Origin of the sequence: Agrobacterium sp. P15N1-A (genome assembly GCF_044626815.1) — a bacterium.
GTDB lineage: Bacteria > Pseudomonadota > Alphaproteobacteria > Rhizobiales > Rhizobiaceae > Agrobacterium > Agrobacterium leguminum.
On the sequence record NZ_JBIUPF010000004.1, the window covers coordinates 408580 to 430664 of the forward strand.

A 22085-nucleotide genomic window follows, 5' to 3' on the forward strand; every position below is an offset into this window, starting at 1 on the left:
TCCCGCCCCCATGGTAGCTATTGCTGATGGACAGGGTGCGGATTCCGCTCCGCCCGCCTGCCCCCGTGGGGACAAAAAAGACGTTGGAAACCAATATGGATCTGGAAAAGATCAAGAAACTGATCGAGTTCGTCGGCTCTTCGCGAGTGTCCGAATTGACCGTGAGCCAGGAGGGAACCACGGTCCGGATCATCCGCGAAAACAATGCCGTTTCACTGCGGGCGCCATCATCGCAGCCCCGGCCCGTTGCGGTGGCGGAAACGGCATCCGAGACACCCCGCGCCGAAGAACAGGCGCCCGCAGCCGCACCGGCCTCATCCGGCATCGTCGCAGCACCCTCATTCGGCCTTTTCCATCGCGCCCCGAGCCCGGGCGCGGCGCCTTTCGCCGAAGCCGGCGACGAGGTGAAGGAAGGACAGGAACTCTTCATCATCGAGGCGATGAAAGTATTCAACACCGTGAGGGCCGAACGAAGCGGCAGGATCGCCAGATTTATCGCCAATGACGGCGAAGACGTCGAACTCGGACAGCCAGTGCTGGAGTTCGAATGATGGATGCGACACTCCCAAAAGTAGCTGAGCCAAGAGCATTCGACAGCGTGCTGATCGCCAATCGCGGCGAGATTGCCCTGCGGGTGCAGCGCGCCTGCCGTGAACTCGGCCTGAAGACCGTCATGATCTATTCGGAAGCCGATAAGGATGCCGACTATCTGAAGGCGGCCGATACCGCCATCTGCATCGGCCCCGCCTCTCCCGGCCAGAGCTATCTCAACGCGCCGGCCATACTGCTTGCGATGGAGCTGACCGGCGCTGGCGCGGTTCACCCCGGCTATGGTTTCCTGTCCGAAAGAGCGTCTTTTTCTGAAGCCGTGGAGGCGGCGGGGGCAGTCTTCATCGGCCCGCGCGCCGATGCCATCCGCACCATGGGTGACAAGATCGCGGCGAAGCGGGCGATGATGGAGGCCGGCGTGCCCTGCGTTCCCGGCCCCGATTCCGCCCTGCCGGATGACATGGCCGAAGTCTCGAAAATCGCCGCCGAAATCGGCTATCCCGTCATCGTCAAGGCGGCCGGCGGCGGCGGCGGGCGCGGCATGCGTGTCGTGCACGATGCCTCCGCCCTTCAGGATGCCGTTCTCGTCACGCGTGAAGAGGCGAGCCGGGCCTTCGGAACACCGGAACTCTATATCGAGAAATTCCTCGAACATCCGCGCCATGTTGAAATTCAGGTTCTCTGCGATGGTCAGGGCAACGGGGTCTGGGTGGGCCTGCGCGATTGTTCCATGCAGCGCCGGCACCAGAAGGTCGTCGAAGAAGGCCCGGCCATCGGCATTCCGCCGGATGTCGCGGCTTTCGTCGGCAATCGCTGTGTCGAAGCCTGCCGCCAGATCGGTTATCGCGGGGTCGGCACCTTCGAGTTTCTTTACGAGAATGGCGAATTCTATTTCATCGAGATGAATACCCGCCTGCAGGTCGAACATCCGGTCACGGAAATGACCTCGGGCGTGGATTTGGTGCGCCAGCAGCTTCTCGTCGCGCTCGGCCATCCGCTTGAGATTTCGCAGGAGGATATCGTCTGCGAAGGCCACTCGATCGAATGCCGCATCAATGCCGAAGACCCCTATAGTTTCATTCCCTGCCCCGGCCTTATCACGGCGCTTCACCTGCCGGGCGGCCCCGGCGTCCGGGTCGATACCCATGTGACGGCAGGTTACAGGGTTTCCGCCCATTACGATTCGCTGATTGCCAAGCTCATCGTCCATGCGCCGACCCGCGAGCAGGCGATCCTGCGCATGCGGCGCGCACTTGGCGAAATGCGCATCGAAGGCGTTTCCACCAACCTGCCGCTGCATCGGGAAATATTGCAGGACCCGGCCTTCTCCGAAGGCGGCACGGATATTCATTACCTAGAACATTGGCTTGCAGCGCGGAGTGCAAAGTGAAGCGACAGCCTGTTTCCATATCCCGCTACAGCGAGCCCGGCACGATTGCCGATCTTGCCGCTCACCTCGAGCGCAACAACGTCTCCGCCATCGAGATAGAGACCCCGGATGGGTCATTGAAGATCGTTGCCATGGCAGTCGGCCAGGCCCCTGCCGCGCTGCGGCCCATTGAAACGAACAAAGCGCCGGTAAAGGCAGGGGATATTCTTGCCCGTGCACCGATGGCCGGCATCTTCACAGCAGCCCATCCGCAGCGCCCCAACCGGGCGGTTCGGGCAGGACAATCCGTAGCGAAAGGCGAGATCGTCGCATTCGTGGCAGCAGGCCCCGTGCTTGTTCCGGTCATCGCCGAAAAAGCCGGCACCGTTAGCGAAACCGTGACGGAAACCGGCGCGCTTGTCGGCTATGGCTCCACCCTTCTCAAGACCGAAACATGATGGTGACGTCGATGAGCAACCTCCCGCTGAAAACGCCCCACCTGACCCCCGCCCATCTGGGCCTGCCGAAAATCTCGATGATCGGCAACAAGACGTTTCTGATCGAAGCGCCTGGCGAGCTGGACCTGCCCGCCCAGCGGCGTATCTGGGCGCTGACGCGCGCATTGAAGGACCGCCCCGACGTGCTGGAACTCATACCCGGCATGACCAACCTCTTGATCGTGCTGCGCGGCACGCCTGAAGATGCCGGGCGTTTGCAGGATGAGCTTCTCGACCTCTGGCAAAGGACTGCGGAACTCGATCTTCTCGGCAAGACCATCGAGGTGCCGACGACCTATGGCGGCGAGCACGCCATCGACCTTGCGGCGATCTGCGATTATTCCGGTCTGCCGGACAAGGAGGTCGTGCGCCTGCATTTCGAGCGGACCTATACGGTTTTTGCCGTCGGCAGCGCGCCGGGCTTCGGTTATCTCGGCGGTCTCGACTCACGCATTTTCATGCCGCGCAAGAAAGTTCCGTCGCTTCGCATGTTGAAGGGCATGGTGACGATTGGCGGCATGCAATCCGGCATCTCGGTGCTGACCGGACCGAATGGCTGGAATTCCCTGGGCTTCACCGAAATCACCATGTTCGACGCCACCGCCGAACAGCCTGCGGTGCTGGCGCCCGGCGACCGTGTTCGTTTCCTTCCCGAAAGGATCGAACTATGATCCATATTCTTGCCTGCGGACCGCTGAACACCGTGCAGGATCTCGGCCGCGCGGGTTACCGCAATATCGGCATCACCGCCACGGGCGCGATGGACCCCATCGCGCTCAGGGTCGGCAATATTCTCGTCGGCAATGGTGAGGATGCCGCCGCGATTGAAATCCAGACCTTTCCTTTCCGCATCGAATTCGAAGAAGCGTTGACCTTCGCGGTAACCGGTGCGGACTGCGCCGCACTGCTCGATGGTGCGGATCTGCCGCCCTACTGGTGTGTGCGGGCAGAAAAGGGTCAGATCCTCGAATTTTCGACGCCGCTTAAAAATGCGCGCGCCTATCTCTGCCTTCAGGGCGGCGTCGACGTGCCGGTGGTGATGGGATCACGAAGCACCTCGCTTCGCGGCTCCTTCGGCGGCCATGAGGGACGCCATCTCACCACCGGCGACAGGCTGTCCGTTCTGCCGTGCGAGCCATCGGCGCTGCCGGCAGGCGGCCTCGGCGTCGTGCCGCTTGCCGAGGCGACGCCGGACATGTTTCCGGTATCTGACAAGGGCGAATTGCTGCTGAGAGCCATTCCTGCGGCCGAACACGATCTTTTCGGCGAAGGTGCGGAACGTTTCTGGTCCGAAGCCTGGAAAATTACCTCGCAGAGCGACCGCACCGGTTACCGGCTGGCCGGAACGCCGCTAACGCTTTCGGCTCCCGTCGAGTTGCGCTCCTATGGCGTCATTCCGGGTGTTGTTCAGGTGCCGCCGGGCGGCGAGCCGATCATCCAGATGAGCGACGCCAACACGGCCGGCGGTTATCCCAAGATAGCCGGTATCATCGACAGCGATCTGTGGCGGCTTGGACAGGCGCGCATCGGCAGCCGCATCCGTTTCGTGCAGGCAACGGTGCGCGAGGCGCTGGAAGTCGAGCAGGCGATCGACGCCTATTTCGCCGATATCCGCAAAACCCTGCCGCTGGTCACCGCCGCACTCGGCACGCTCACAAGACGATAATCCTGAAGAACACGGAGAGGGAACCATGAAGATCGATGTTAATTCCGATATGGGCGAAGGTTTCGGCGTCTATAAGGTCTGCGACGACGAGAAGCTTATGGAAGTCGTCTCTTCGGCGAATATCGCCTGCGGCTTCCATGCCGGCGATCCGGAAATGATGGCGCGCATGGTGCGTCTGGCCAAACAGAACGGCGTCGGCGTCGGCGCCCATCCCGGCCTTGCCGACCGTCTCGGCTTCGGCCGCCGCGAAATTCCCGTCGATGCTGAAGAAATGGAACAGCAGGTTCTCTACCAGCTCGGCGCGCTTTCGGCGATTGCGAGAGCGCAGGATGTCTCCCTCTCCCATATCAGCTTCCATGCCGCCATGGGCAATATGATCAACCGCGATGCGGCACTTGCGGAGCGGATCATGAAAAAGATCAAAGCGGTCGATCCCAATCTCATCGTCTTTTCGATGCCGGACATGCTGATCGAAAAGGCGGCTCTGGATTGCGGGCTGAAAGTGCTCAACCTCTTTCTCGCCGACCGGGCTTATGATGTGAAGGGCCAGCTCGTGCCACGCAAGCTGCCCAATTCCGTCATCAAGGAAGAGGGAAAAGTGCGCGCGCGGGTGCGCCAGTTTTTGGAAAAAGGCACGGTCACGACCATCGAGGGCGAGACCATCCCCGTTCGCGCCAGATCGATCCTCGTTCATAGCGACACACCCGGTTCACTTGAGCTTGCGCGCACGGTGCGCAGCGAAGTGGAAGCCTGCGGCGGCAGCGTCGTGCCGGCTCGCGAAGTGGTCGCCTGAAGCGGGAGCCGCCTCATATTCTGAAGCACAAAAAGCACGGCACCGCATTCCATGTCAGGAGCGCGGTGCCGTAATTTTGTCGGCTATGGAATACGAAACGGATTTCGATCCGTCGCCGGCCGGGCCGCCTGAGCGACCCGGCCGCGAAATCATCAATTGAGCTGGATCACGTGATTGCTGTCGCTCGTCCAGCTCAGTCTCACCCGGTCGCCAGCGGCGCTGACGGCATTGGTGAAGCCTTCCGTCTGGGTCTGCCGGTAGGCGATCATCGGCTCGCCATTGTCCAGACGCAGATAGTAATGCAGCATGAAACCGCGATAAACGACCTGCTCCACCCGCGCCGTGGTGGAATTGCTGGCGTTTTGACCTGCGTCCACCGCAAGTGGTGAGACCGAAATCGCTTCGGGGCGAACGGTGACGACGACCTTGTCGCCCTGAACCGCCCCCATATCCTCGACATCGAGCCGCACGCCGGAACCGGTGACCAGCCTTGCGGAACGACCATTGCGCTCCGCCACGCTTGCCTCGAAGAAGTTCGAGGCGCCGATGAAACCGGCGACGAAGCGTGTCAGCGGCTTCTGGTAGATTTCGCCGGCCGGTGCGATCTGCTCGAGATTGCCGTCACGCATCACGGCAATCTGGTCCGCCATGGTCAGGGCCTCGTCCTGATCGTGGGTCACCATGATGGTGGTGAGGCCAAGCCGTTGTTGCAAGCTGCGGATTTCGACCTGCATGCTTTCCCTCAGGCCCTTGTCGAGCGCACCGAGCGGCTCGTCGAGAAGCAGCATCGAAGGTTCGATCACCAGCGCACGCGCCAGCGCCACACGCTGCTGCTGGCCGCCGGAAAGTTGCGCCGGCAGCCGGTCTCCGAAGGCGTGCAGCTGAACGAGATCGAGCGCCTGTTTAACGCGCCCTTCCCGGTCGGCCTTGGAGATACCCCGCATCTCGAGACCGAAGGCGACGTTTTCGGCAACGGTCATATGGGGAAACAAGGCATAGTTCTGGAAGAGCATGCCAACGTTGCGGCGGTGAACCGGGGTGCGCGTGGTCGGCTTGCCGCCGACCACGATTTCACCCGAGGTGGGATCGACAAGCCCCGCAATCATGCGCAGGCAGGTCGTTTTCCCGCATCCGCTCGGGCCGAGAAGCGCCAGGATTTCCCCTGCCTTGACGGTAAGCGAAACATCATCGACGGCAACGACCTGACCGCTGTAATGCTTGGTCAGTCTTTCCAGGCGGACTTCTACGGATTTCATCAGCGTTCCTCAGCCGTTAAAGGTCTGGTTGTATTTTTCGAGCCATTGGGCGCGGCGTGGAATGATGTATTTCCAGTCCGGCGTGAACAGGTTGAGCGATTCCATCTTCGCTTCCGGATAAGCGAGAAACTTCGCCGTATCTGCGCCAAACTCGATGCCCTTGACGGAGGGAGCGCTCAGCGTCGCTTCCGAAAGCATCTTCTGCACACCGGGATCGAGGATGCGGTTGATATAAGCAAGTGCCAGATCGCGGTGCGGCCCGCCCTTCACCAGCGCGATGGAGTTGATGCCGGTGAATGCGCCTTCCTTAGGAAAGGTCATGTCCAGCGGCACGCCCTTCTTGGTATGCGGATAAACCGCCTTGGAATATTCGATGCCGCCGAAATCCGCCTGGCCCTGCGCCACCATCATCGTCTGCGCTTCCGCGTCATAGATTGAGAGCACGTTCGGCTTCAGCTCTGCAAGTTTCGCCCAGCCGGCATCGGTGTCATATTGCGCCTCTTTTAGCGGCTTGCCGGTCGCAAGCGCTGCCGCCACCATCAGCATCAGCACGCTCTGGGTGTTCTTCGGTGTGTTGAGAAGCATGCGGCGGGCATATTTCTTGTCGAACATCTGTTCGTAGCTTTCGAACGGCTTGCCCGTCGTCGGATTATAGAACAGGCCGGCAATCGAGATTGCAAAACCGACGCCGAAATTGTCTTCGAAAAGATAACGCGAATAGACATTCTTGAGGTTGGGGATTTCGTCCATCGGCAATTGCTCGATCAGGCCTTCCTCCTTGGCCTGCGGAACGCCGACATCGTCCATCGACATCACGCTATATTGCGGATTTTCGCGGGTGGCGCGCAGCGTGGCGATATTGGCGAGCGTCGCGCCTTCGGTCGTCAGCACCCGGCACTTATATTCCTTTTCGAAAGCCGGGATCACTTCCTTCTTGATCAGCCCGCCCTGCGCCGAATTGTAGACGCCGACATACATGGTGCGGTCCTGCGCGGAAGCCGCGGTGTAGAAATAGGGTGTGGCGAGCGCGCCTGCGGTGACTGTCAGGAAACTGCGCCGTTTCATGATGATGATCTTGTCTGTCATTTCCGGTACCCCTCTTGTTGTTGATTTACATAGCCATTGCCCGGCGCAGACCCACCAGCCTGTCGAGGACGAGCACGACGGTCACCGCCAGAAGGATGATGATGGTGGACATGGTCGCGACCGAAGGATCAAAGACCGTGCCGATCTGGCGATAGAGAACGATGGGTACCGGCAGGTTCGCGGAATCGGCCAGCCACATCGAAACGGGATAATTGTCGAAAGAAACCATGAAGCAGAAGATCGAGCCGGAGGCGACGCCGGGCGCGATCTGCGGAAAGATCACCCGCGTGAAAGTTTTCCAGCGCGTGGCGCCAAGCGTGCGCGCCGCCTCCTCGAGGCTGACATTGACGAGCTGAAGGCTGGTCAGCACCGTGCGGATTACATAGGGCGAGGTGACAACGGTATGGGCGATCAGAAGTTTCAGCTTGGTATCCATCCAGCCATAGCCGGAGAAAAGCTGCAGCAATGCCAGGCCGGTCACCAGCACGGGAAAGATCAGCGGCGAAAGCAGCAGCCCCTTCATCAGCGAACGGCCGATGAATTTTCCCCGGGAAAGCGCGAAGGCTGCCGGAACGCCGAGCGCCAGTGAAAGGATGGTGGTCGCCACCGCCAGCGCCGCACTGAAGGTGATGCCAGCGGTAAATTCCTCGTTCTGCATTACCGCCGCATACCAGCGGAAGGTGAAACCCTGCGGCGGGAAGGTGACGAAATAACTGTCGGAAAACGAGATGGCGACGACGAGAACGATGGGGGCCAGGATGAAGACCATCATGGCGGCGGTGATCGCGTAAAGGACGATGGCGGAAGTGCCGGTCAGCTTGTTGTTCATGACGCGCTTGCCTTGATACGACGCCCGCCGAGCAGCCGCATCGAGACGGCGTTGATCAGAATGACGATGAAGACGAGGATGGTGGCGATGGTGGCGCCGAACGGCCAGTCATAGACGGCGAGAACCTGCTGTTCGACCATGTTGCCGAGCATCTGCGAACCGGGCCCACCGATCAGAGCGGGAATGACGTAGGATGCCGAGGCCAGAGAGAAGACCAGCGTGAAACCCGCGACCAGACCGGGAAGGCTGAGCGGGAAGGTGATCCGCAGGAACACTTTCCAGGCGGGCGCGCCCAAAGTTCTGGCGGCCTGTTGCAGATTCGGATCGATCTTCCCGAGAGCGGAGGACAGCGGAAGCACCATCATCGGGAAGAAAATGTGCAGGGAGCCGATGATGACGGCGGCATCCGAAAACAGCAGCGTCATCGGACTATCTATGATGCCCAGATTCATCAGCACGTAATTCAAGAGACCAGTCGGGCCATTACCGAGAATGAGCTGCCAGCCGTAAGCACGTACCACGACGCTGACAGCCAGCGGCGCAATCACGATCAGTGTAATGATACGGGTCGTGACGATATTGCCGCGCACGAGAACGGTCGCGACCGGATAGGCCAGTATGGCCGCAAGAACCGAGGTGATCAGGCTGATGCGGATCGTCGCCCAAAGCACCTTCTGGTAAAGATCGACCTCGAAAAACCTGACATAATGGGCAAGCGTGAAGGGGGAGCCGATCAGCCCTTGTGAATTCTGGGTCATGACGCTGAAGCTCATCAGCCGAACCGCCGGCCAGAAGAAAAAGATCAGCAGAAAGATCAGCAGCGGCAGGATGAGGATGCCGGGCGAAAACAGTCGACGCTCAAGGGCTTTCCAGCCGGAAACTCCACGGCGTGGCGGGGCATGTGGTTCCATGATCGCAATATCCGACATCTATACTCCCGTCGCGTTGAATACGGCACGAGGCATCGCTTTGAGCCGAACGAGATCGTCCAGGCCCTATGACTAGAATTTGCTGGGTGTGCTCCCTGTCGAGGCATCGGTCTTGTGCCGGTGTCTGTCGCATGTTTCTGCATTTTCGCGCCGGTTACCTCTCTGGGTAACATTGCCCGACGCGTCGTTCCCTTGTTGTTGAGCCAAGCTTAGGGGCTAAGCCGACGGGCTGCATAATAGTTTATTCCTCTGAGGTCATCGCATACGAGTATGGACTGCCCACCCCATTTTGATGGCGATGCATCAAAATCCCGTATGACCTCACATCGAAGTCGTATTGGGGAAACGGCGGAAAATTCCCGTAACCTCTTTGTCATGCATTGGCGTCGCGACGATGCCTGCCTTCACCGTTACAATCGGAAATAATCCATGCCCACTATCGCCCAACGCCTTAACAACGTCACCGTGTCAGCTTCGCTCGCCATGACCCAGAAAGCCCGCGATCTTGCCGCTCAGGGCATCAAGGTCATCAGCCTGTCATCCGGCGAGCCGGATTTCCCGACGCCTGCCCACGCGGTCGAGGCGGCGCATGCGGCAGCCCTTGCCGGCGACACGAAATATCCGCCATCCGACGGAACGCCGGCGCTGCGGGCCGCGATCCAGCGGAAGTTCAAGCGCGACAATAATCTCGACTACGATCCGAGCCAGATCCTGGTGGCGGGCGGCGGCAAGCAGATCATCTTCAACGCCATCATGGCCACCTGCGACCCGGGCGATGAAGTCGTCATTCCCGCGCCGTCCTGGATCAGCTACGCCGATATCGTGAAGTTCGCGGGCGCCGTGCCCGTGCCGGTGGTTTGCCCGGAAAATAACGGTTTCCGCCTGCGCGCCGAAGATCTCGAAGCCGCCATTACCCCGAAGACCAAGTGGTTGCTTTTCAACTTCCCCAACAACCCCACGGGCGCCGCCTGCTCCCGCGCGGAAATGAAGGAAATCGCCGAGGTCATGCTGCGGCATCCGCATGTCTGGATCATGACCGACGATATGTATGAGCACCTGATCTATGACGACTTCGAATTCTGCACCATCGCCGAAGTCGAGCCGCGCCTCTACGATCGGGTCCTGACCGTCAACGGCGCATCGAAGGCCTATGCCATGACCGGCTGGCGCCTCGGTTTCTGCGGCGGCCCGAAAGATCTCATCAAGGCCATCAGCAACGTCAATACGCAGAACAGCGGCGGTGTCGCGACCATCGTGCAGGCTGCCGCCGTCGCGGTTCTCGACGGCCCGCAGGATTTGCTGAAGGAGCGCGCCGACATCTACAAGACGCGCCGCGATTTCGTGCTCGGCAAGCTTTCGGAAATCGAGGGGCTTCGCTGCCACAAGCCCGAAGGTGCCTTCTATATCTTCCCGAACATTGCCGCGCTGATCGGCAAGACGACGAAGGGCGGCACGAAGATCGAGAACGATACCGATTTCGTCATGGCGCTTCTCGCCGAACATCATGTTGCGACAGTGCAGGGCGCGGCCTATGGCCTCAGCCCCTTCTTCCGGCTTTCCTATGCCACCAGCATGGAAAACCTTGCCGAAGGCTGCGCCCGCATCGCCGAATTCTGCAATGGAATGAAATAGGGAGAACAGCATGTTGGGAGGAAGTGGCCGTGTCATCATGGTTTCCGGCGCATCGCGGGGCCTTGGCCTTGCGATCGCCAAAAGGCTTCACGACGCCGGTTTCACCGTCGCGGCGGGAGCGCGAAATCCGGCCGCCGTTGCGGTGAAGGACCGACTTTCGGCCGATCGCTACGATGCGGAAGAGGCTGGTTCGGCGGAGGCCTGGGTCGAGGCCGTTGCCGCCAGATATGGCCGGATCGACGGGCTGGTGAATTGCGCCGGCATCAACCCCAAAGTCCGGGTCATGGATGCGGGTGAAGAAAGCCTCGACCAGATGTGGCGCATCAACGTCAAGGGTCCGCTGAGGGTCACGCGCGCCGCCATTCCTCACCTCGTAAAAACCGGACAGGGCAGGGTCATCAATGTCGCCTCGCTGGCGGGACGCCGTGTGGGGTCGAATGTGGGTTATGCCATGACGAAATTCGCCGTCGTCGCCCTCACCCATGGTATCCGGCAGGAATTGTGGGACAACGGCGTGCGCGCTACCGCCCTTTGCCCCGGCTATATCGCAACCGATATGACCGTCGGCGAAACGGAAGTCAGCCGCGAGGACATGACCCAGCCGGAAGATCTTTCCGAAATGGTGGAAACCCTGCTTCGCCTGCCGAACAACCTTTCGGTGGCCGAATTGCTGGTGAACTGCCGCAAGGAAGCAATGCTTTGATCTTATCCCCGCGCGGCACCGAGAAACGGTGCTGCGCATTGCGTTAGAACCGGCCTGACCCTTTTATTTCAGGGTCTCCGCCAATTGCAGCAATATCTCCTTCACGGCAAGCGCGGGCTCGGAGAGCGGCGTATTGTCCGATACGCAGAAGGACAGCGTTTCCTCGATCATCGGGCTGGCGATCTGCCTAACGACGATGTCCTCATTGGATTCCGCCACGATACGGTCGGCGATGGCTTTGGGCGTTATGGTCGCGCCAAGCCCGGCATCCACGCCGCGCGCGATGGTCCTTACCGATTCCAGCTCCGCCATCACGAGCAGATCCTTGCGGCTGCGGGTGAAGGCGAGATTGATGGCGCGGCGCACGAAATTATAGGTCGGCGGCAGAAGAAAGGGTAAAAACGCCAGATCGGCGACCGTGATCGGCGCATCGCCCGGTTCCACGCCGAAGCTGCGATGCACGACCAGAACGAATTCCTCACGCAACAGCGGTGTGAACTTGACACCCCGGATCGGCCCGGTGCCGTGGATCAAACCCATTTCCAGACGGCCATTCATGATCATCTGGCTATAGGGCTGGCTGACGCTTTCCGTGATGTGCAGCAGAATGCCGGGATGAAGCCGCTTGGTTTCCTCCATCAGACGCAGCGAAAGCGTGGCGGCGCTGCTGAAGGGCGCAAGGCCCACGGATACCTTGCCGGAAAGTACAGCGCCCGCCTCCAGCGCCTCCGCCTGCGCCTGCTCCATCTGCCGCAAAATGACCTGCGCATGCCTGTAGACAACCTTGCCGGCATCGGTCATGACCACGCCCTGCTGGCTTCGGGTCAGCAGTTTCTGGCGGAAATGCTCCTCGATGCTTGCCAGCTGCTGGCTGAGCGCCGGCTGGGCAATATGCAGCACATCGGCCGCTCTAGTTATGCTACCCATGTCGACAATCGTGATAAACGATTTCAGGCGCCTGATATCCATCTGCTGTTGATCATCCCATTACTTGCTTGCAGGAAATAAGATGCTCAATTTGCAGACAAAGTCCATCTTCCATTTCCCCGCCGTGCCCATCGGAGCCGATGGACACGGCCGTTCAGGGCGCCCAGTCAGGCCGCCTTCAGAGACCCCCGATGCACACCTGTTCCCTGACCGAGTTCGAACTGGCCAAGCAGCCGGTTCAGCGCATCGACCTCCGTTGCCAGCGTGTGGCTAGCGGCCGTCATCTCCTCGACCATCGCGGCATTTTTCTGCGTGTCCTGATCCATCTGGTTGACGGCGACGTTGATCTGCTGGAGGCCGGACGATTGTTCCTGCGCGGATTCCACGATCGCGGCGACATGCTGGTTGATCTCCTGCACTTCGGCAACGATGACATCGAGCGCCTTGCCGGTATCGCCGACCAGATGCACGCCCTCTTCGACCTGCTGGTTCGACTTGGTGATCAGCGACTTGATTTCCTTCGCCGCGGCGGCGGAGCGTTGGGCAAGCTCCCGCACTTCCTGCGCCACCACGGCAAAACCCTTGCCCGCCTCACCGGCACGTGCCGCTTCCACCCCGGCATTCAGCGCCAGCAAATTCGTCTGGAAGGCGATCTCATCGATCACGCCGATGATGCTGGAAATCTCGTTCGACGATTTCTCGATCCGCTCCATCGCCATCACGGCCTGGCGCACGACCTCACCCGACCGTTCCGCTCCGATGCGCGTGCGGGAAACCAGCCGGCCCGCCTCATGCGCACGGTTCGCGGCGTCTTTTACCGTTGTCGTAATCTCTTCAAGGGCCGCAGCGGTTTCTTCAACGGCCGCAGCCTGCTGCTCCGTTCGCCGCGCCAGATCATCCGACGCCGCCTTGATTTCATTGGCGCCGGCGTCGATGCCGGAGGCGTTTTCCGATACCCGCAGAAGCGCGTCCTGCAATTTCCCGGCCGAGCCGTTGAAATCGCCACGCACCGCGTCGAGCTGCTCGACAAAGGGATTGTCGATACGGCAGGACAGGTCGCCGTCAGCGAGCTTCGCCAGCGCATAAGCCAGGCTGTCGACGGCAAAGCGGATGCTGCCCGCCTCATCGGCGGCCTTGCGTTCCCGGGCCGCACGATCCTCTTCACCAAGCGTGCGGTTGGTCTCGGCCTGCTGTTCCAGCGAGGCCTTCTGTCGATTGTTTTCGCGCAGAACATCGAGAGAGCGGGCAAGATCGCCGATTTCGTCCCTTGTCCCGATATCCTTCAATGTCAGATGAAGATTTCCCTGTGCAATCTGGGCGGTCTCATCGATGATGTTTGCGATGCGCCCGATGAACCGCCGCGCGATGAACCATCCCGCCAGCGCCAGCAGTACGGTGGCCGTCACGATGGTCAAAGCGGCGTCACGCATCATGGCATGCAGCTGCGCAAACACCGTTTCTTCCGGCACCGAGATGATTGCGTACCATTTCATGTCCTGGGTAAGCATGACGGGCAAGGCGATGGCGAAGGATGCCGTTCCATCCTGTGCGGTGATCTCGCGCTCAGCACCGGGATTTGCAATCAGCTGGTCCCAGCCAGCGGTCTTCGCACCGCCGTCCGCGAGGCTTTTTCCCATGATCGCCGCATCCGGATGACTGATGATCTTGCCGCCGCCACTGACGAGACTGACGAAGCCCGTTCCCATGGGCCTCACCGCCGAAAGCGCCTTGCTTGTTTCATCGAGCGACAGGTCGAGGCCGGCAACCCCCTGAGGCTTGCCATCGACCATAACCGGCTTGGCGATCGAGGTAATCAGGACTTCCTTGCCGTCGATTGCATAGGAATAGGGCTCGACGACGACCGTTTTCTTAAGGGTGAAGGGCAATTGATAATAATCGCCCGGGCCTGCGGTCGCATAGTCGGTCAAAGCGGTATTGCTTATTTTGCCGCCGCTGCGCACCCAATAGGGTATGTACCGGCCGGTCGCGTCATGCCCTTCCCTGTTGGCGAAATCCGCATCCTTGCCGTCAAACGCATTTGGCTCCCATCCGGTCCAGAGACCGAGCACATCGGGGTTGTTTGCCAGCATGTGATGAATGATCTGATCGGCCTTACCCCGGTCGGCATCGCCTGACTGCTTCATCGATTCCAGAACCGAGGCGAGGCTGTTGACGATATGGATCGTGCCGCCGATATTCTTTTCGGTCGCCAGGGCCTCGCTATGGGCGATCTGCCGCATACGCTCGAGACTGTTGGCCCTGGTATCCTCAATGGACCGATAAAACAGCACGGCCGAGGCCGCGATCGTCGCAAACACGCCGCATGCGGCAACCGCAAAAATATTCCGACCCGTTGTCGATTTAAAAAGCATGTCCCATCCCCCAAAACTATGCTGCGACGGTGGCGCGAGTTACGGGTGCGTGCGCAACTGTTGGCGACCGGGCTGGAGGGTGAGCTTAAGAGGTTATGTTTAAAATTTACTTTCAATTCTGTTTTTCAAGCGCCATAAACAAACATCAATACTTTATAAAGTTGCAATATTGAAGTATATACAAACTATTGCGCGATATCCTCACCCCCTGCAGAGATACTTTCGCTCTGCGCAGGGATGAGGCGAGCGATTGCGCTCTGCCGAAGCCGGAGACTATTGCGGTAACCGCAAAGCGCTCCAGAAGCCACGCAACTGCTCGGTCAATTCTGCATAGAGACCATAGCGCCGCCCATAATGCGAGACTTGCGCAGCATCCGGCCGGTAAGCCTTCGCAACCCGTGTCATCGCCGCAACCGCCTCCTCATAATCAGGATAAAGCCCAATCGCCACGGCCGCGCCAATGGCCGCGCCGAGCGCGCCCGTCTCGCGGGCCTCCGCGACACGCAGCGGAATTTCCAGAACATCCGCCATGATCTGCGGCCAATGCTGGCTGCGGGAACCGCCGCCGGACATCACGGCGCTTTCCACCGGCAGCCCCGCTTCGCGCAGGACGCCGATATGGCGGCGATGCTCGAAACACACCCCTTCGAACAGGGCCCGCAACATGTGACCTTCGCCGTGCCATCCCGCTAGGCCGTAAAAGCCGCCGCGAAATTCCGCACCCAGCCGCGAGCCGAAAATGAACGGATGGAAGAACGGATCGTCGGCGCGCGGTGAGACGGAGCCAACCAATTCGTTGCAGCGCTCGAAGGCATGGTCGCCATGGTCGCCGCGAACACGGTGCACGTACCATTCGAGGTTGGCGGCGGAGGTGGCGCTGGATTCGATATTGACATAGCGGTCACGGCCGAAGGTGGTGACCATGAAGACATCGGGACTGATGACCGGCCTGTCCGCGAAAACCTGATTGATGCTCCAGGTGCCGGCGATGATGGACGCTTCCCCGGCATTGATGACCCCCGACCCCATGGCGCTGGAGACCACATCGAAGAAACCGCCGATGACGGGCGTGCCTTCGGACAGCCCCGTCATCGCCGCAGCCTCGCCCGCCACATGGCCGACGATGTCAGCCGATTCCACGCGACGGGGGAAAAACGCGAACGCGTCCTCAAGATCGTAAAGTGACAGAAGCTCGCGGTCGAGCCGCGCTTCCGGCAAGGCAAGCAGCCCCGCGCCGCTGAGATCGGAAATATCATTGGCAAGGCACCCCGTCAGGCGGAAATTGACGAAATCCTTGCAGAACAGGACCGTACCGGTCCGGGCATAAAGATCAGGTGCATGTCGCTTCACCCAGGCCAGAAGGCTGGGTGTTTGCGCAGGCCATGGCCGCTGCAGGCAACGGGCCTGCAATAACGCACCGCTTTTCCGATCAAGCTCGGCCGCCACATCGGCAGCGCGGCTGTCGAGCGACTGGATGCCGATCAGGGGCTGTTGGTCCTTGTCCAGAAGGTAAAGACCGTTGCCGTGGCCGGCGCAGCCCACGGCCAGGATGCTGCGGGGATCGACGGACGATTTCACCAGAAGCTGGCGGATCGCCTCGCAGCCGTTCCGCCACAACTCCTCGAGATCGCGCTCGACATAGCCGGGCTGGGGGAATGTCGACTGTCCGTCGATGGCATGTTGCGCAACCTGCCGGCCTTCCGTGTCGAACAGCACGGCCTTGATGACCGTGTTGCCGACGTCGAGACCCAATATGTAATTTTTGTCAGCCACGATTATAGATATCCCATGCTTCCTCACCGCCCGCACCCTGATGGATGATGGCCATCAAAGCCGCAACGACGGCCTTGGGATTGTCGTGCTGGTAAATATTGCGCCCATAAACCATCCCGTTCGCACCTTCGGCCACAAGTGCCGCCGATTTCGTAAGCACGTTACGCAAGTCCTCACGCCCCCCGCCCCGCACCAGCACCGGGCACCGCGCGGCCTCGATCACCTTGTGAAAATCATGCGGATCGCTGGTCGGATCGGCCTTGATGATATCGGCTCCCATTTCCGAGGCAAGACGCACCAGCGTGACGATCTTTTCGGCATCGCCATCCACCTGATAACCGCCTCTGACATCATTGGGCAGCATCACCAGCGGCTCGATCATCAGCGGCATGCCGAAACGATGGCAATCTGCCCGCACACGGCTGATGTTTTCGACGCATTGACGAAACAGCTCCGGCTCATCCGGCAGCATGAACAGGTTCACGACAACGCAGGCGGCGTCCATTTCCAGCGCACCGATGATCGGGTCCTGATGGTTCTGGAGCTGCGACCACATGGTTCTGTGGCGCGTGGAATTGTAAGGGTTACCCATGTCGATACGCATGACGAGGGCCGGCTTGTCGCGCTCCGGCCTCTGCTGCAGCAGGTCCGCCTGCCCATAGGCCATCTGGATGGCGTCGGGACCGGCCTCGACCAGCCTGTTCACGGTCTGCGCCATATCTTCCAGCCCGACGAGGAAGCTTGGCTCGTTGCAAACCCCGTGATCGATGGCCACATCCAGGCAACCGCCATTACGGAACAGCCGGTTCATGCGCGCCTTTTTCGAAATCCGCATCATCATGCATTCTCCTTGCATCTGTGTTGAAGCATCGCCGGCGTGACCCCATAAAAAGTCTCCAGCTCATGGATAAGCCGCTGCCGTTCCGCCGCCGCCTGGGTGGCCGGCCAGCCAAGCTCGCGGGCCGCAACGGCGAGGATCGCGTCGATCAGATCGGCATCGATGACACCGGTGATGGCGAGCGTCGTGCGCCGCAGGGCGAGATCGGTCAGGTGTCGGACATGTTCGAAGCGGATCAGCCAGACCACCTCCGCGGCCGTGATCGGCGATTTTTCTGAAAGCCGCACATCATCCGCACGATCCCGGCAAAAGCCCATCAGATCGAAGGCACGGGAGCCGTAAGCCAGAGCCAGATGCTCCGCCCGGTCTCCGGCAATCGAAAACTCCTCCGACAGCAAGGCAGGAAGGCTGCTGGCGCCAGTGGGAAAATTCCTGCCGCCGCCGATCGGGCGGTCCATGGTGCCGGCCAGCCGCCGGCGGCCAAGAAAGGCCAGAACCTCGTCGGTCACCTGTTCGCCGAAAGCCCTGAAAGTGGTCCACTTGCCGCCGATCATGCAAAGCTGCGGCGGATCGCCCGCGACGCGGTGGATGAAATGGCTGCGGGAAATTCTTCCGGTAAAGGCGGCATCGCTGCGCGGCAGCGGACGTATGCCGCTGAAACTGAAAACGATGTCGCAATGGGTAATGGCAATCTGCGGAAAGACCTGCCGGATCGCGTCCAGAATATAATCCCGCTCCTCGGGCTCGCAGCGCACCCGCTCGGGGCGATCCACCTTGATATCGGTTGAGCCTGCGAGAACCCGGCCGAGATAGGGAAAGAGGATACAGACGCGATTATCGTCATTCTCGAAGAAGATCATATGGCCGTTCAGGGCCTTCAAAAGCGCCTCGTTGGCAATGATCAGATGCGATCCCTTGGTTCCGGAGACGGTCGGTTTTGCTGTCTCCGCCGCCGGGGGGGCAGCCAGCGCGCCAATCGTCTCGTCGATCCATGCGCCGGTCGCATTGACGATGATCCTTGGGCGGATGGGCAGGGCTTCATCCACGCCCTCCAACCGAAGATGGTACTCGTCGCCAAGACGGACAAGCTCCGCATAGTTGAGCGCAATGCTTTGCGGCGCATCGGCACGGGTGTCGATCAAAAGCTCCAGAGCCAGCCGTTCGGGCTGGCTGATCCACGCATCGTAATAGGTGGCCGAATATCTGATCTCCGGCGTCAAATCCGGCCAACGCTGCAAAGTCCCGGGCGCACCGCGAAAGGCGTGACGGGGCAGGATACGGTTTTTGCGGGTGACGAAATCATAGAGCATCAGACCCGCCTTGATGGCGAGCGCGCCCCGGCTTGCGGGTTTTCCGCCGGAACCGGCAAAGGTTGCCGCCGCGTTGAACAGGCCGCTGAAAGTCGAAAAAATCGGGATCGTGGTCGGCAGCGGATGAACCATATGCGGCGCGAGCCTGAGAAGCGCATCCCGCTCCCGCAAAGATTCTGCCACGAGGCCGAATTCACCGTTTTCGAGATAACGCAGGCCGCCATGGATCATGCGTGAGGGTGCTGCGCTGCAGCCTGAGGAGAAATCGTTGCGCTCGACCAACAGCACCCGCAGCCCCTGCAAGGCGAGATCGCGATAGGCGGCAATTCCGTTGATGCCGCCGCCGATAACGACGGCATCGAAATCACCATCGAGCCGGATACGGCGCAGAGCGTCCTCGCGAAAACTGGGCATAGAAGTACCGTTCGCTGGCTGATGACCAGCGTCCCAATGTTGTTGACCGTTTAAAGCGACGTGAGAGACGGGACGAAAATGATGCGCTGTTCGCCTGAAGTCCCGTCTCAGCCTACATAATCAGCTATCGAGCCCCACAAGATGCTCCGCGACACCGGCGCTGATGAGTGCCAGCTCATTCTGCGTGAGGCGAAGACGTGCCGCCGCGGCGTTTTCAACCGCCTGAGCCGGATCGCGCGCGCCGCACAGCGAGAATGTTATGCCCGGCTGGGCAATCGTCCAGGCGATCACCACCTGCGCGACCGACGCCCCGTGGGCAGCCGCCATCGGTTCCAGCACGCCCATCAACCGCGCGATTTTCTGACGGTTCGCCTGGCTGAAGCGCGGATTGCCGTGGCGCTGGTCGTCTTCCGCAAAGACCCGTTCAGGCCCGACCTTGCCCGAGAGGAGACCGAGCGCCAGCGACGAATAGCTGAGGACCGAGACATCGTTCTTTCGGCAAAGCGGCAGCAGCGTCGTCTCGATATCGCGCTTCACCATGGAATATTCTTCCTGAATGGCATCCAGCGCGCCGGTGGCGATATAGGCTTCGAGATCGCGGGGCGAGACGTTGCTTGCCCCGATGGAGCGGATCTTCCCCTCCTCTTTCAGCCGCACCAAAGCCCCGACCGTCTCGGCAACCGGCGTCGTGGCGTCCTGCCAATGGGTCACGTAATGATCGATATAGTCGGTTCCGAGCCGTTTCAGGCTCTCTTCGACCTCGTGCCGGATGGAAGCGGCACCGAGATAACGGTGAACGGGCTTGCCATCCTGATGGAAGAAATAGGCACCCTCGTTCACATGCCAGACCAGCCCGCATTTGCTGACCAGCACCACCTTCTCGCGCCTGCCGGCAATTGCCTTGCCAACGATGGTTTCCGCAAGCCCCATGCCATAGGCCGGTGCGGTGTCGATCAGGGAAATACCCGCATCGATGGAGGCCTGGATGGCGGCGATGGATTGCCGCTCGTCGGTGCCGCCCCACATCCAGCCGCCGATGGCCCAGGTGCCGAGCCCCACGGCGGATGCGTTAATGCCGCTTCTGCCAATCGTCCGGGTCAATATTGCATTGTCCGTCACGCGGTCTCCCCTCCTTCATGATCCAGTAAATAGCCGGCTATCGCCTCGTCCACGACGAGCGAGGTCAGATAGCGGCCGGCAAGCGTGGCCGCCACCGGGCCGGCCTTGATGGCGCCTGCCGCAACACCGATGATATTCGGGCACCGGGCAAGCTGCCCGGGGTCCAGCGCCACCACGCGCGAGTTGAGATCGATGCGCGCCAGCTGTCCGTCCGCCATGGTGAGATGGGCGAGAAACTCGCCGGCAATTCCCGCATCCACCAGCGCCTGCCCGCCACGGGCCGCATCCGGCAGAAGATCGTAATAGCCGGAGCCCGGAGCCTCCACGGAGCCGATGCCGACCAGCGCCACCTGCGCCTGCCGGGCCAGATCGAAGACTTCGCGTATCGATGCGACATTCATCAGCAGATCGCGCTGTTCCTCATCCTCGGCAAACAGCGGCGCATGGACGAGCGATGCGCTGCCGCCGAGTTTCTCCGCCAGTTGCGTGGCGAGATGATTGACATCCGTATAGTGCTTGCCCTGCACACCGCCGGTCAGCGGCACCACCCGCACATCGAAACGACGCTCCGCCTCCAGATTGTCGACAACGGCACTCACCGCCTTGCCGCCGGTAATCGCGATCACATCGCCGTCACGAATGGTCTCCAGCAAGTGGTTGGCAGCCACCCGACCCACCATCTGCAAGGCGGTTTCCGGATTATCGGAGACCGTCGGCGTCACCACCGACTGCCTGAGACCGAAACGGCGGGTGATCTCGTTTTCGAGGTCCACCAGCCTCTGGTAGGGGCTGGCGATGGTGATCTTCACCATGCCCGCCTTGCGGCCGGCCGCAATCATGCGGTTTACCTTGGTATGGGAAAGATTGAGCCGCTCGGCGATTTCCGACTGCTTCACACCCTCGATGAAATGCAGCACCAGGACCGAATACATCTGTCTCTGTTGATCGAAATCATCCTTGATATCCAGCATGGTCGTCTTTCTCCAGTTACCCTCGGGCGAGCGAAGGGCGTTCAACGGCGGCGCCTGACCAGATAGTGGTCGAACAGGACCGCAGTCAGCAATATGCTGCCCCTGATGATGTCCTGCCAGTAGACAGACACATTGAGCAAGGCAAGCGAACTGGAAACCACCGAAAGAAGGATCGCCCCAAGGATCGCGCCGAGAATGGTGCCCGAGCCGCCCGAAAGGCTCGCGCCGCCGATGACCGCCGCCGCAATCACGTTAAGTTCCATGCCGACGCCGAAGCTTGGCTGGGCAGATCCGAAGCGGGCCATGTAGATAACGCCTGCAACACCGCACAACATCGAACAAAGCGTGGTGGTGGCAAACACCACCCGGCCGACGCGGATGCCGGAATAGGCCGCGGCCTTGGGATTGCTGCCGGTATAGAACACCTTGCGGAAGGCGGTCGTGCGCCGCAGCAGCAGATCGAAAGCAACAACCACCACCGCGAAGATGATCAGCACCAGCGGGATGCCGCCAAGCGCGCCCTGACCGATGAACTTGAATTCCGGCGGCAGGGAATAGAGGCCGAGCGGCCGACCGCCCGTCGCCAGCAGGCACACACCGCGCGCAATCACCATGACGCCCAGCGACACGATGAAATGATGCAGACCGATCACCGTCGTCAGGAATCCCATGGCCATGCCGATCAAGGTCGTAAGGCAGATCGCCAGCCCCGCCGCCACCCATGGGTCGACGCCATTGAGGAACAGCCAGCCAGCCGCCACCATCGCAAGTGCGGTGACTGAACCGACCGAAAGGTCGATACCGCCAGAGATCAGCAGGATCGTCATGCCCACCACGACGATGCTTTCGATGGCGAAGACCATGGCCATGGCCCGCAGATTGTCCACGGTCAGGAAATACGGAGATATGAAGGACATCACCGCAAAAAGCGCGAGGATGATGACGATCAGCCCGGTTTCCCGCGCCTTGAGCGCCGGCTCCCACCAGGCAGTGCGGCGAACCGCCGTCTCGGCAAGGCTTGAAGGTGTTTCCGATGTTGCCATTTTCCCGCT

20 protein-coding genes are annotated in these 22085 nt (G+C 60.7%); 8 read left to right on the plus strand and 12 right to left on the minus strand.

Annotated features, from left to right (window positions below):
- Nucleotides 1–95: 95 nt before the first annotated feature.
- From accB to ACIK7D_RS16960, 6 genes are read left to right on the plus strand one after another with little or no spacing between them, the layout of a single operon-like run.
- Nucleotides 96–551 (plus strand): acetyl-CoA carboxylase biotin carboxyl carrier protein, encoded by a 456-nt coding sequence (gene accB / locus ACIK7D_RS16935; RefSeq protein WP_400156878.1) that lies wholly within the window; start codon nt 96–98, stop codon nt 549–551.
- Nucleotides 548–1939, plus strand: coding sequence for an acetyl-CoA carboxylase biotin carboxylase subunit (gene accC, locus ACIK7D_RS16940; protein WP_400156879.1), 1392 nt, complete (start codon nt 548–550; stop codon nt 1937–1939). The genes accB and accC overlap by 4 nt, the downstream gene beginning before the upstream one ends.
- Nucleotides 1936–2376, plus strand: coding sequence for a biotin/lipoyl-containing protein (locus tag ACIK7D_RS16945; RefSeq protein WP_137453540.1), 441 nt, complete (start codon nt 1936–1938; stop codon nt 2374–2376). Before accC ends, ACIK7D_RS16945 begins: the two co-directional genes overlap by 4 nt.
- Nucleotides 2373–3086, plus strand: coding sequence for a 5-oxoprolinase subunit PxpB (gene pxpB, locus ACIK7D_RS16950; protein ID WP_080819631.1), 714 nt, complete (start codon nt 2373–2375; stop codon nt 3084–3086). Before ACIK7D_RS16945 ends, pxpB begins: the two co-directional genes overlap by 4 nt.
- Nucleotides 3083–4081: a biotin-dependent carboxyltransferase family protein gene (locus ACIK7D_RS16955; protein ID WP_080819633.1), complete on the plus strand. Its 999-nt coding sequence runs from the start codon at nt 3083–3085 to the stop codon at nt 4079–4081. The genes pxpB and ACIK7D_RS16955 overlap by 4 nt, the downstream gene beginning before the upstream one ends.
- A 25-nt stretch (nt 4082–4106) precedes the next feature.
- Nucleotides 4107–4874 (plus strand): 5-oxoprolinase subunit PxpA, encoded by a 768-nt coding sequence (locus tag ACIK7D_RS16960; RefSeq protein WP_065656631.1) that lies wholly within the window; start codon nt 4107–4109, stop codon nt 4872–4874.
- Nucleotides 4875–5026: 152 nt separating this feature from the next.
- Here the strand turns inward: ACIK7D_RS16960 and ACIK7D_RS16965 are convergent, their stop codons facing one another.
- From ACIK7D_RS16965 to ACIK7D_RS16980, 4 genes are read right to left on the minus strand one after another with little or no spacing between them, the layout of a single operon-like run.
- Complete coding sequence (locus tag ACIK7D_RS16965) at nt 5027–6130, minus strand: ABC transporter ATP-binding protein (RefSeq protein WP_400156880.1); 1104 nt, start codon at nt 6128–6130, stop codon at nt 5027–5029.
- 9 nt (nt 6131–6139) lie between these two features.
- Complete coding sequence (locus ACIK7D_RS16970; protein ID WP_400156881.1) at nt 6140–7216, minus strand: ABC transporter substrate-binding protein; 1077 nt, start codon at nt 7214–7216, stop codon at nt 6140–6142.
- Nucleotides 7217–7241: 25 nt separating this feature from the next.
- Nucleotides 7242–8045, minus strand: a complete 804-nt coding sequence (locus ACIK7D_RS16975; protein ID WP_400156882.1) for an ABC transporter permease — start codon at nt 8043–8045, stop codon at nt 7242–7244.
- A complete protein-coding gene (locus ACIK7D_RS16980; protein ID WP_174022889.1) occupies nt 8042–8974 on the minus strand; it encodes an ABC transporter permease in 933 nt (310 codons plus the stop codon). Before ACIK7D_RS16980 ends, ACIK7D_RS16975 begins: the two co-directional genes overlap by 4 nt.
- A gap of 429 nt (nt 8975–9403) precedes the next feature.
- Between ACIK7D_RS16980 and ACIK7D_RS16985 the strand changes: the two genes are divergently transcribed.
- Nucleotides 9404–10606, plus strand: coding sequence for a pyridoxal phosphate-dependent aminotransferase (locus tag ACIK7D_RS16985; RefSeq protein WP_400156883.1), 1203 nt, complete (start codon nt 9404–9406; stop codon nt 10604–10606).
- Between the two features lie 10 nt (nt 10607–10616).
- Nucleotides 10617–11309 carry an SDR family NAD(P)-dependent oxidoreductase gene (locus ACIK7D_RS16990; RefSeq protein WP_400156884.1) on the plus strand — a complete coding sequence of 231 codons (693 nt, stop codon included), beginning with the start codon at nt 10617–10619 and terminating at the stop codon, nt 11307–11309.
- Nucleotides 11310–11372: 63 nt separating this feature from the next.
- On the opposite strand, the gene ACIK7D_RS16995 is transcribed toward ACIK7D_RS16990, so the two are convergent.
- The 8 genes from ACIK7D_RS16995 to ACIK7D_RS17030 form a co-directional block, all read right to left on the minus strand.
- Complete coding sequence (locus tag ACIK7D_RS16995; RefSeq protein ID WP_135396959.1) at nt 11373–12278, minus strand: LysR substrate-binding domain-containing protein; 906 nt, start codon at nt 12276–12278, stop codon at nt 11373–11375.
- A 125-nt stretch (nt 12279–12403) separates the two neighbouring features.
- Nucleotides 12404–14608, minus strand: a complete 2205-nt coding sequence (locus tag ACIK7D_RS17000) for a methyl-accepting chemotaxis protein (RefSeq protein ID WP_400156885.1) — start codon at nt 14606–14608, stop codon at nt 12404–12406.
- A 273-nt stretch (nt 14609–14881) separates the two neighbouring features.
- Nucleotides 14882–16381, minus strand: a complete 1500-nt coding sequence (locus tag ACIK7D_RS17005; RefSeq protein WP_162936885.1) for an FGGY-family carbohydrate kinase — start codon at nt 16379–16381, stop codon at nt 14882–14884.
- Nucleotides 16374–17216: a class I fructose-bisphosphate aldolase gene (locus ACIK7D_RS17010; RefSeq protein WP_262532831.1), complete on the minus strand. Its 843-nt coding sequence runs from the start codon at nt 17214–17216 to the stop codon at nt 16374–16376. Before ACIK7D_RS17010 ends, ACIK7D_RS17005 begins: the two co-directional genes overlap by 8 nt.
- Nucleotides 17217–17218: 2 nt before the next feature.
- Complete coding sequence (locus ACIK7D_RS17015) at nt 17219–18943, minus strand: FAD-dependent oxidoreductase (protein WP_400156886.1); 1725 nt, start codon at nt 18941–18943, stop codon at nt 17219–17221.
- A 120-nt stretch (nt 18944–19063) separates the two neighbouring features.
- Nucleotides 19064–20062: an aldo/keto reductase gene (locus ACIK7D_RS17020; protein WP_400156887.1), complete on the minus strand. Its 999-nt coding sequence runs from the start codon at nt 20060–20062 to the stop codon at nt 19064–19066.
- A complete protein-coding gene (locus ACIK7D_RS17025; protein ID WP_059757988.1) occupies nt 20059–21033 on the minus strand; it encodes a sugar-binding transcriptional regulator in 975 nt (324 codons plus the stop codon). The genes ACIK7D_RS17020 and ACIK7D_RS17025 overlap by 4 nt, the downstream gene beginning before the upstream one ends.
- A gap of 41 nt (nt 21034–21074) precedes the next feature.
- A complete protein-coding gene (locus ACIK7D_RS17030; RefSeq protein WP_127755445.1) occupies nt 21075–22076 on the minus strand; it encodes an ABC transporter permease in 1002 nt (333 codons plus the stop codon).
- Nucleotides 22077–22085 lie beyond the last annotated feature (9 nt).

Excerpts from the sequence above, each read along its gene's own strand:
- accB (WP_400156878.1), top strand. The coding sequence starts at position 96 with ATGGATCTGGAAAAGATCAAGAAACTGATCGAGTTCGTCGGCTCTTCG.
- accC (WP_400156879.1), top strand. The coding sequence starts at position 548 with ATGATGGATGCGACACTCCCAAAAGTAGCTGAGCCAAGAGCATTCGAC.
- pxpB (WP_080819631.1), top strand. The coding sequence starts at position 2,373 with ATGATGGTGACGTCGATGAGCAACCTCCCGCTGAAAACGCCCCACCTG.
- ACIK7D_RS16955 (WP_080819633.1), top strand. The coding sequence starts at position 3,083 with ATGATCCATATTCTTGCCTGCGGACCGCTGAACACCGTGCAGGATCTC.
- ACIK7D_RS16960 (WP_065656631.1), top strand. The coding sequence starts at position 4,107 with ATGAAGATCGATGTTAATTCCGATATGGGCGAAGGTTTCGGCGTCTAT.
- ACIK7D_RS16965 (WP_400156880.1), bottom strand. The coding sequence starts at position 6,130 with ATGAAATCCGTAGAAGTCCGCCTGGAAAGACTGACCAAGCATTACAGC.
- ACIK7D_RS16970 (WP_400156881.1), bottom strand. The coding sequence starts at position 7,216 with ATGACAGACAAGATCATCATCATGAAACGGCGCAGTTTCCTGACAGTC.
- ACIK7D_RS16975 (WP_400156882.1), bottom strand. The coding sequence starts at position 8,045 with ATGAACAACAAGCTGACCGGCACTTCCGCCATCGTCCTTTACGCGATC.
- ACIK7D_RS16980 (WP_174022889.1), bottom strand. The coding sequence starts at position 8,974 with ATGTCGGATATTGCGATCATGGAACCACATGCCCCGCCACGCCGTGGA.
- ACIK7D_RS16985 (WP_400156883.1), top strand. The coding sequence starts at position 9,404 with ATGCCCACTATCGCCCAACGCCTTAACAACGTCACCGTGTCAGCTTCG.
- ACIK7D_RS16990 (WP_400156884.1), top strand. The coding sequence starts at position 10,617 with ATGTTGGGAGGAAGTGGCCGTGTCATCATGGTTTCCGGCGCATCGCGG.
- ACIK7D_RS16995 (WP_135396959.1), bottom strand. The coding sequence starts at position 12,278 with ATGGATATCAGGCGCCTGAAATCGTTTATCACGATTGTCGACATGGGT.
- ACIK7D_RS17000 (WP_400156885.1), bottom strand. The coding sequence starts at position 14,608 with ATGCTTTTTAAATCGACAACGGGTCGGAATATTTTTGCGGTTGCCGCA.
- ACIK7D_RS17010 (WP_262532831.1), bottom strand. The coding sequence starts at position 17,216 with ATGCGGATTTCGAAAAAGGCGCGCATGAACCGGCTGTTCCGTAATGGC.
- ACIK7D_RS17015 (WP_400156886.1), bottom strand. The coding sequence starts at position 18,943 with ATGCCCAGTTTTCGCGAGGACGCTCTGCGCCGTATCCGGCTCGATGGT.
- ACIK7D_RS17025 (WP_059757988.1), bottom strand. The coding sequence starts at position 21,033 with ATGCTGGATATCAAGGATGATTTCGATCAACAGAGACAGATGTATTCG.
- ACIK7D_RS17030 (WP_127755445.1), bottom strand. The coding sequence starts at position 22,076 with ATGGCAACATCGGAAACACCTTCAAGCCTTGCCGAGACGGCGGTTCGC.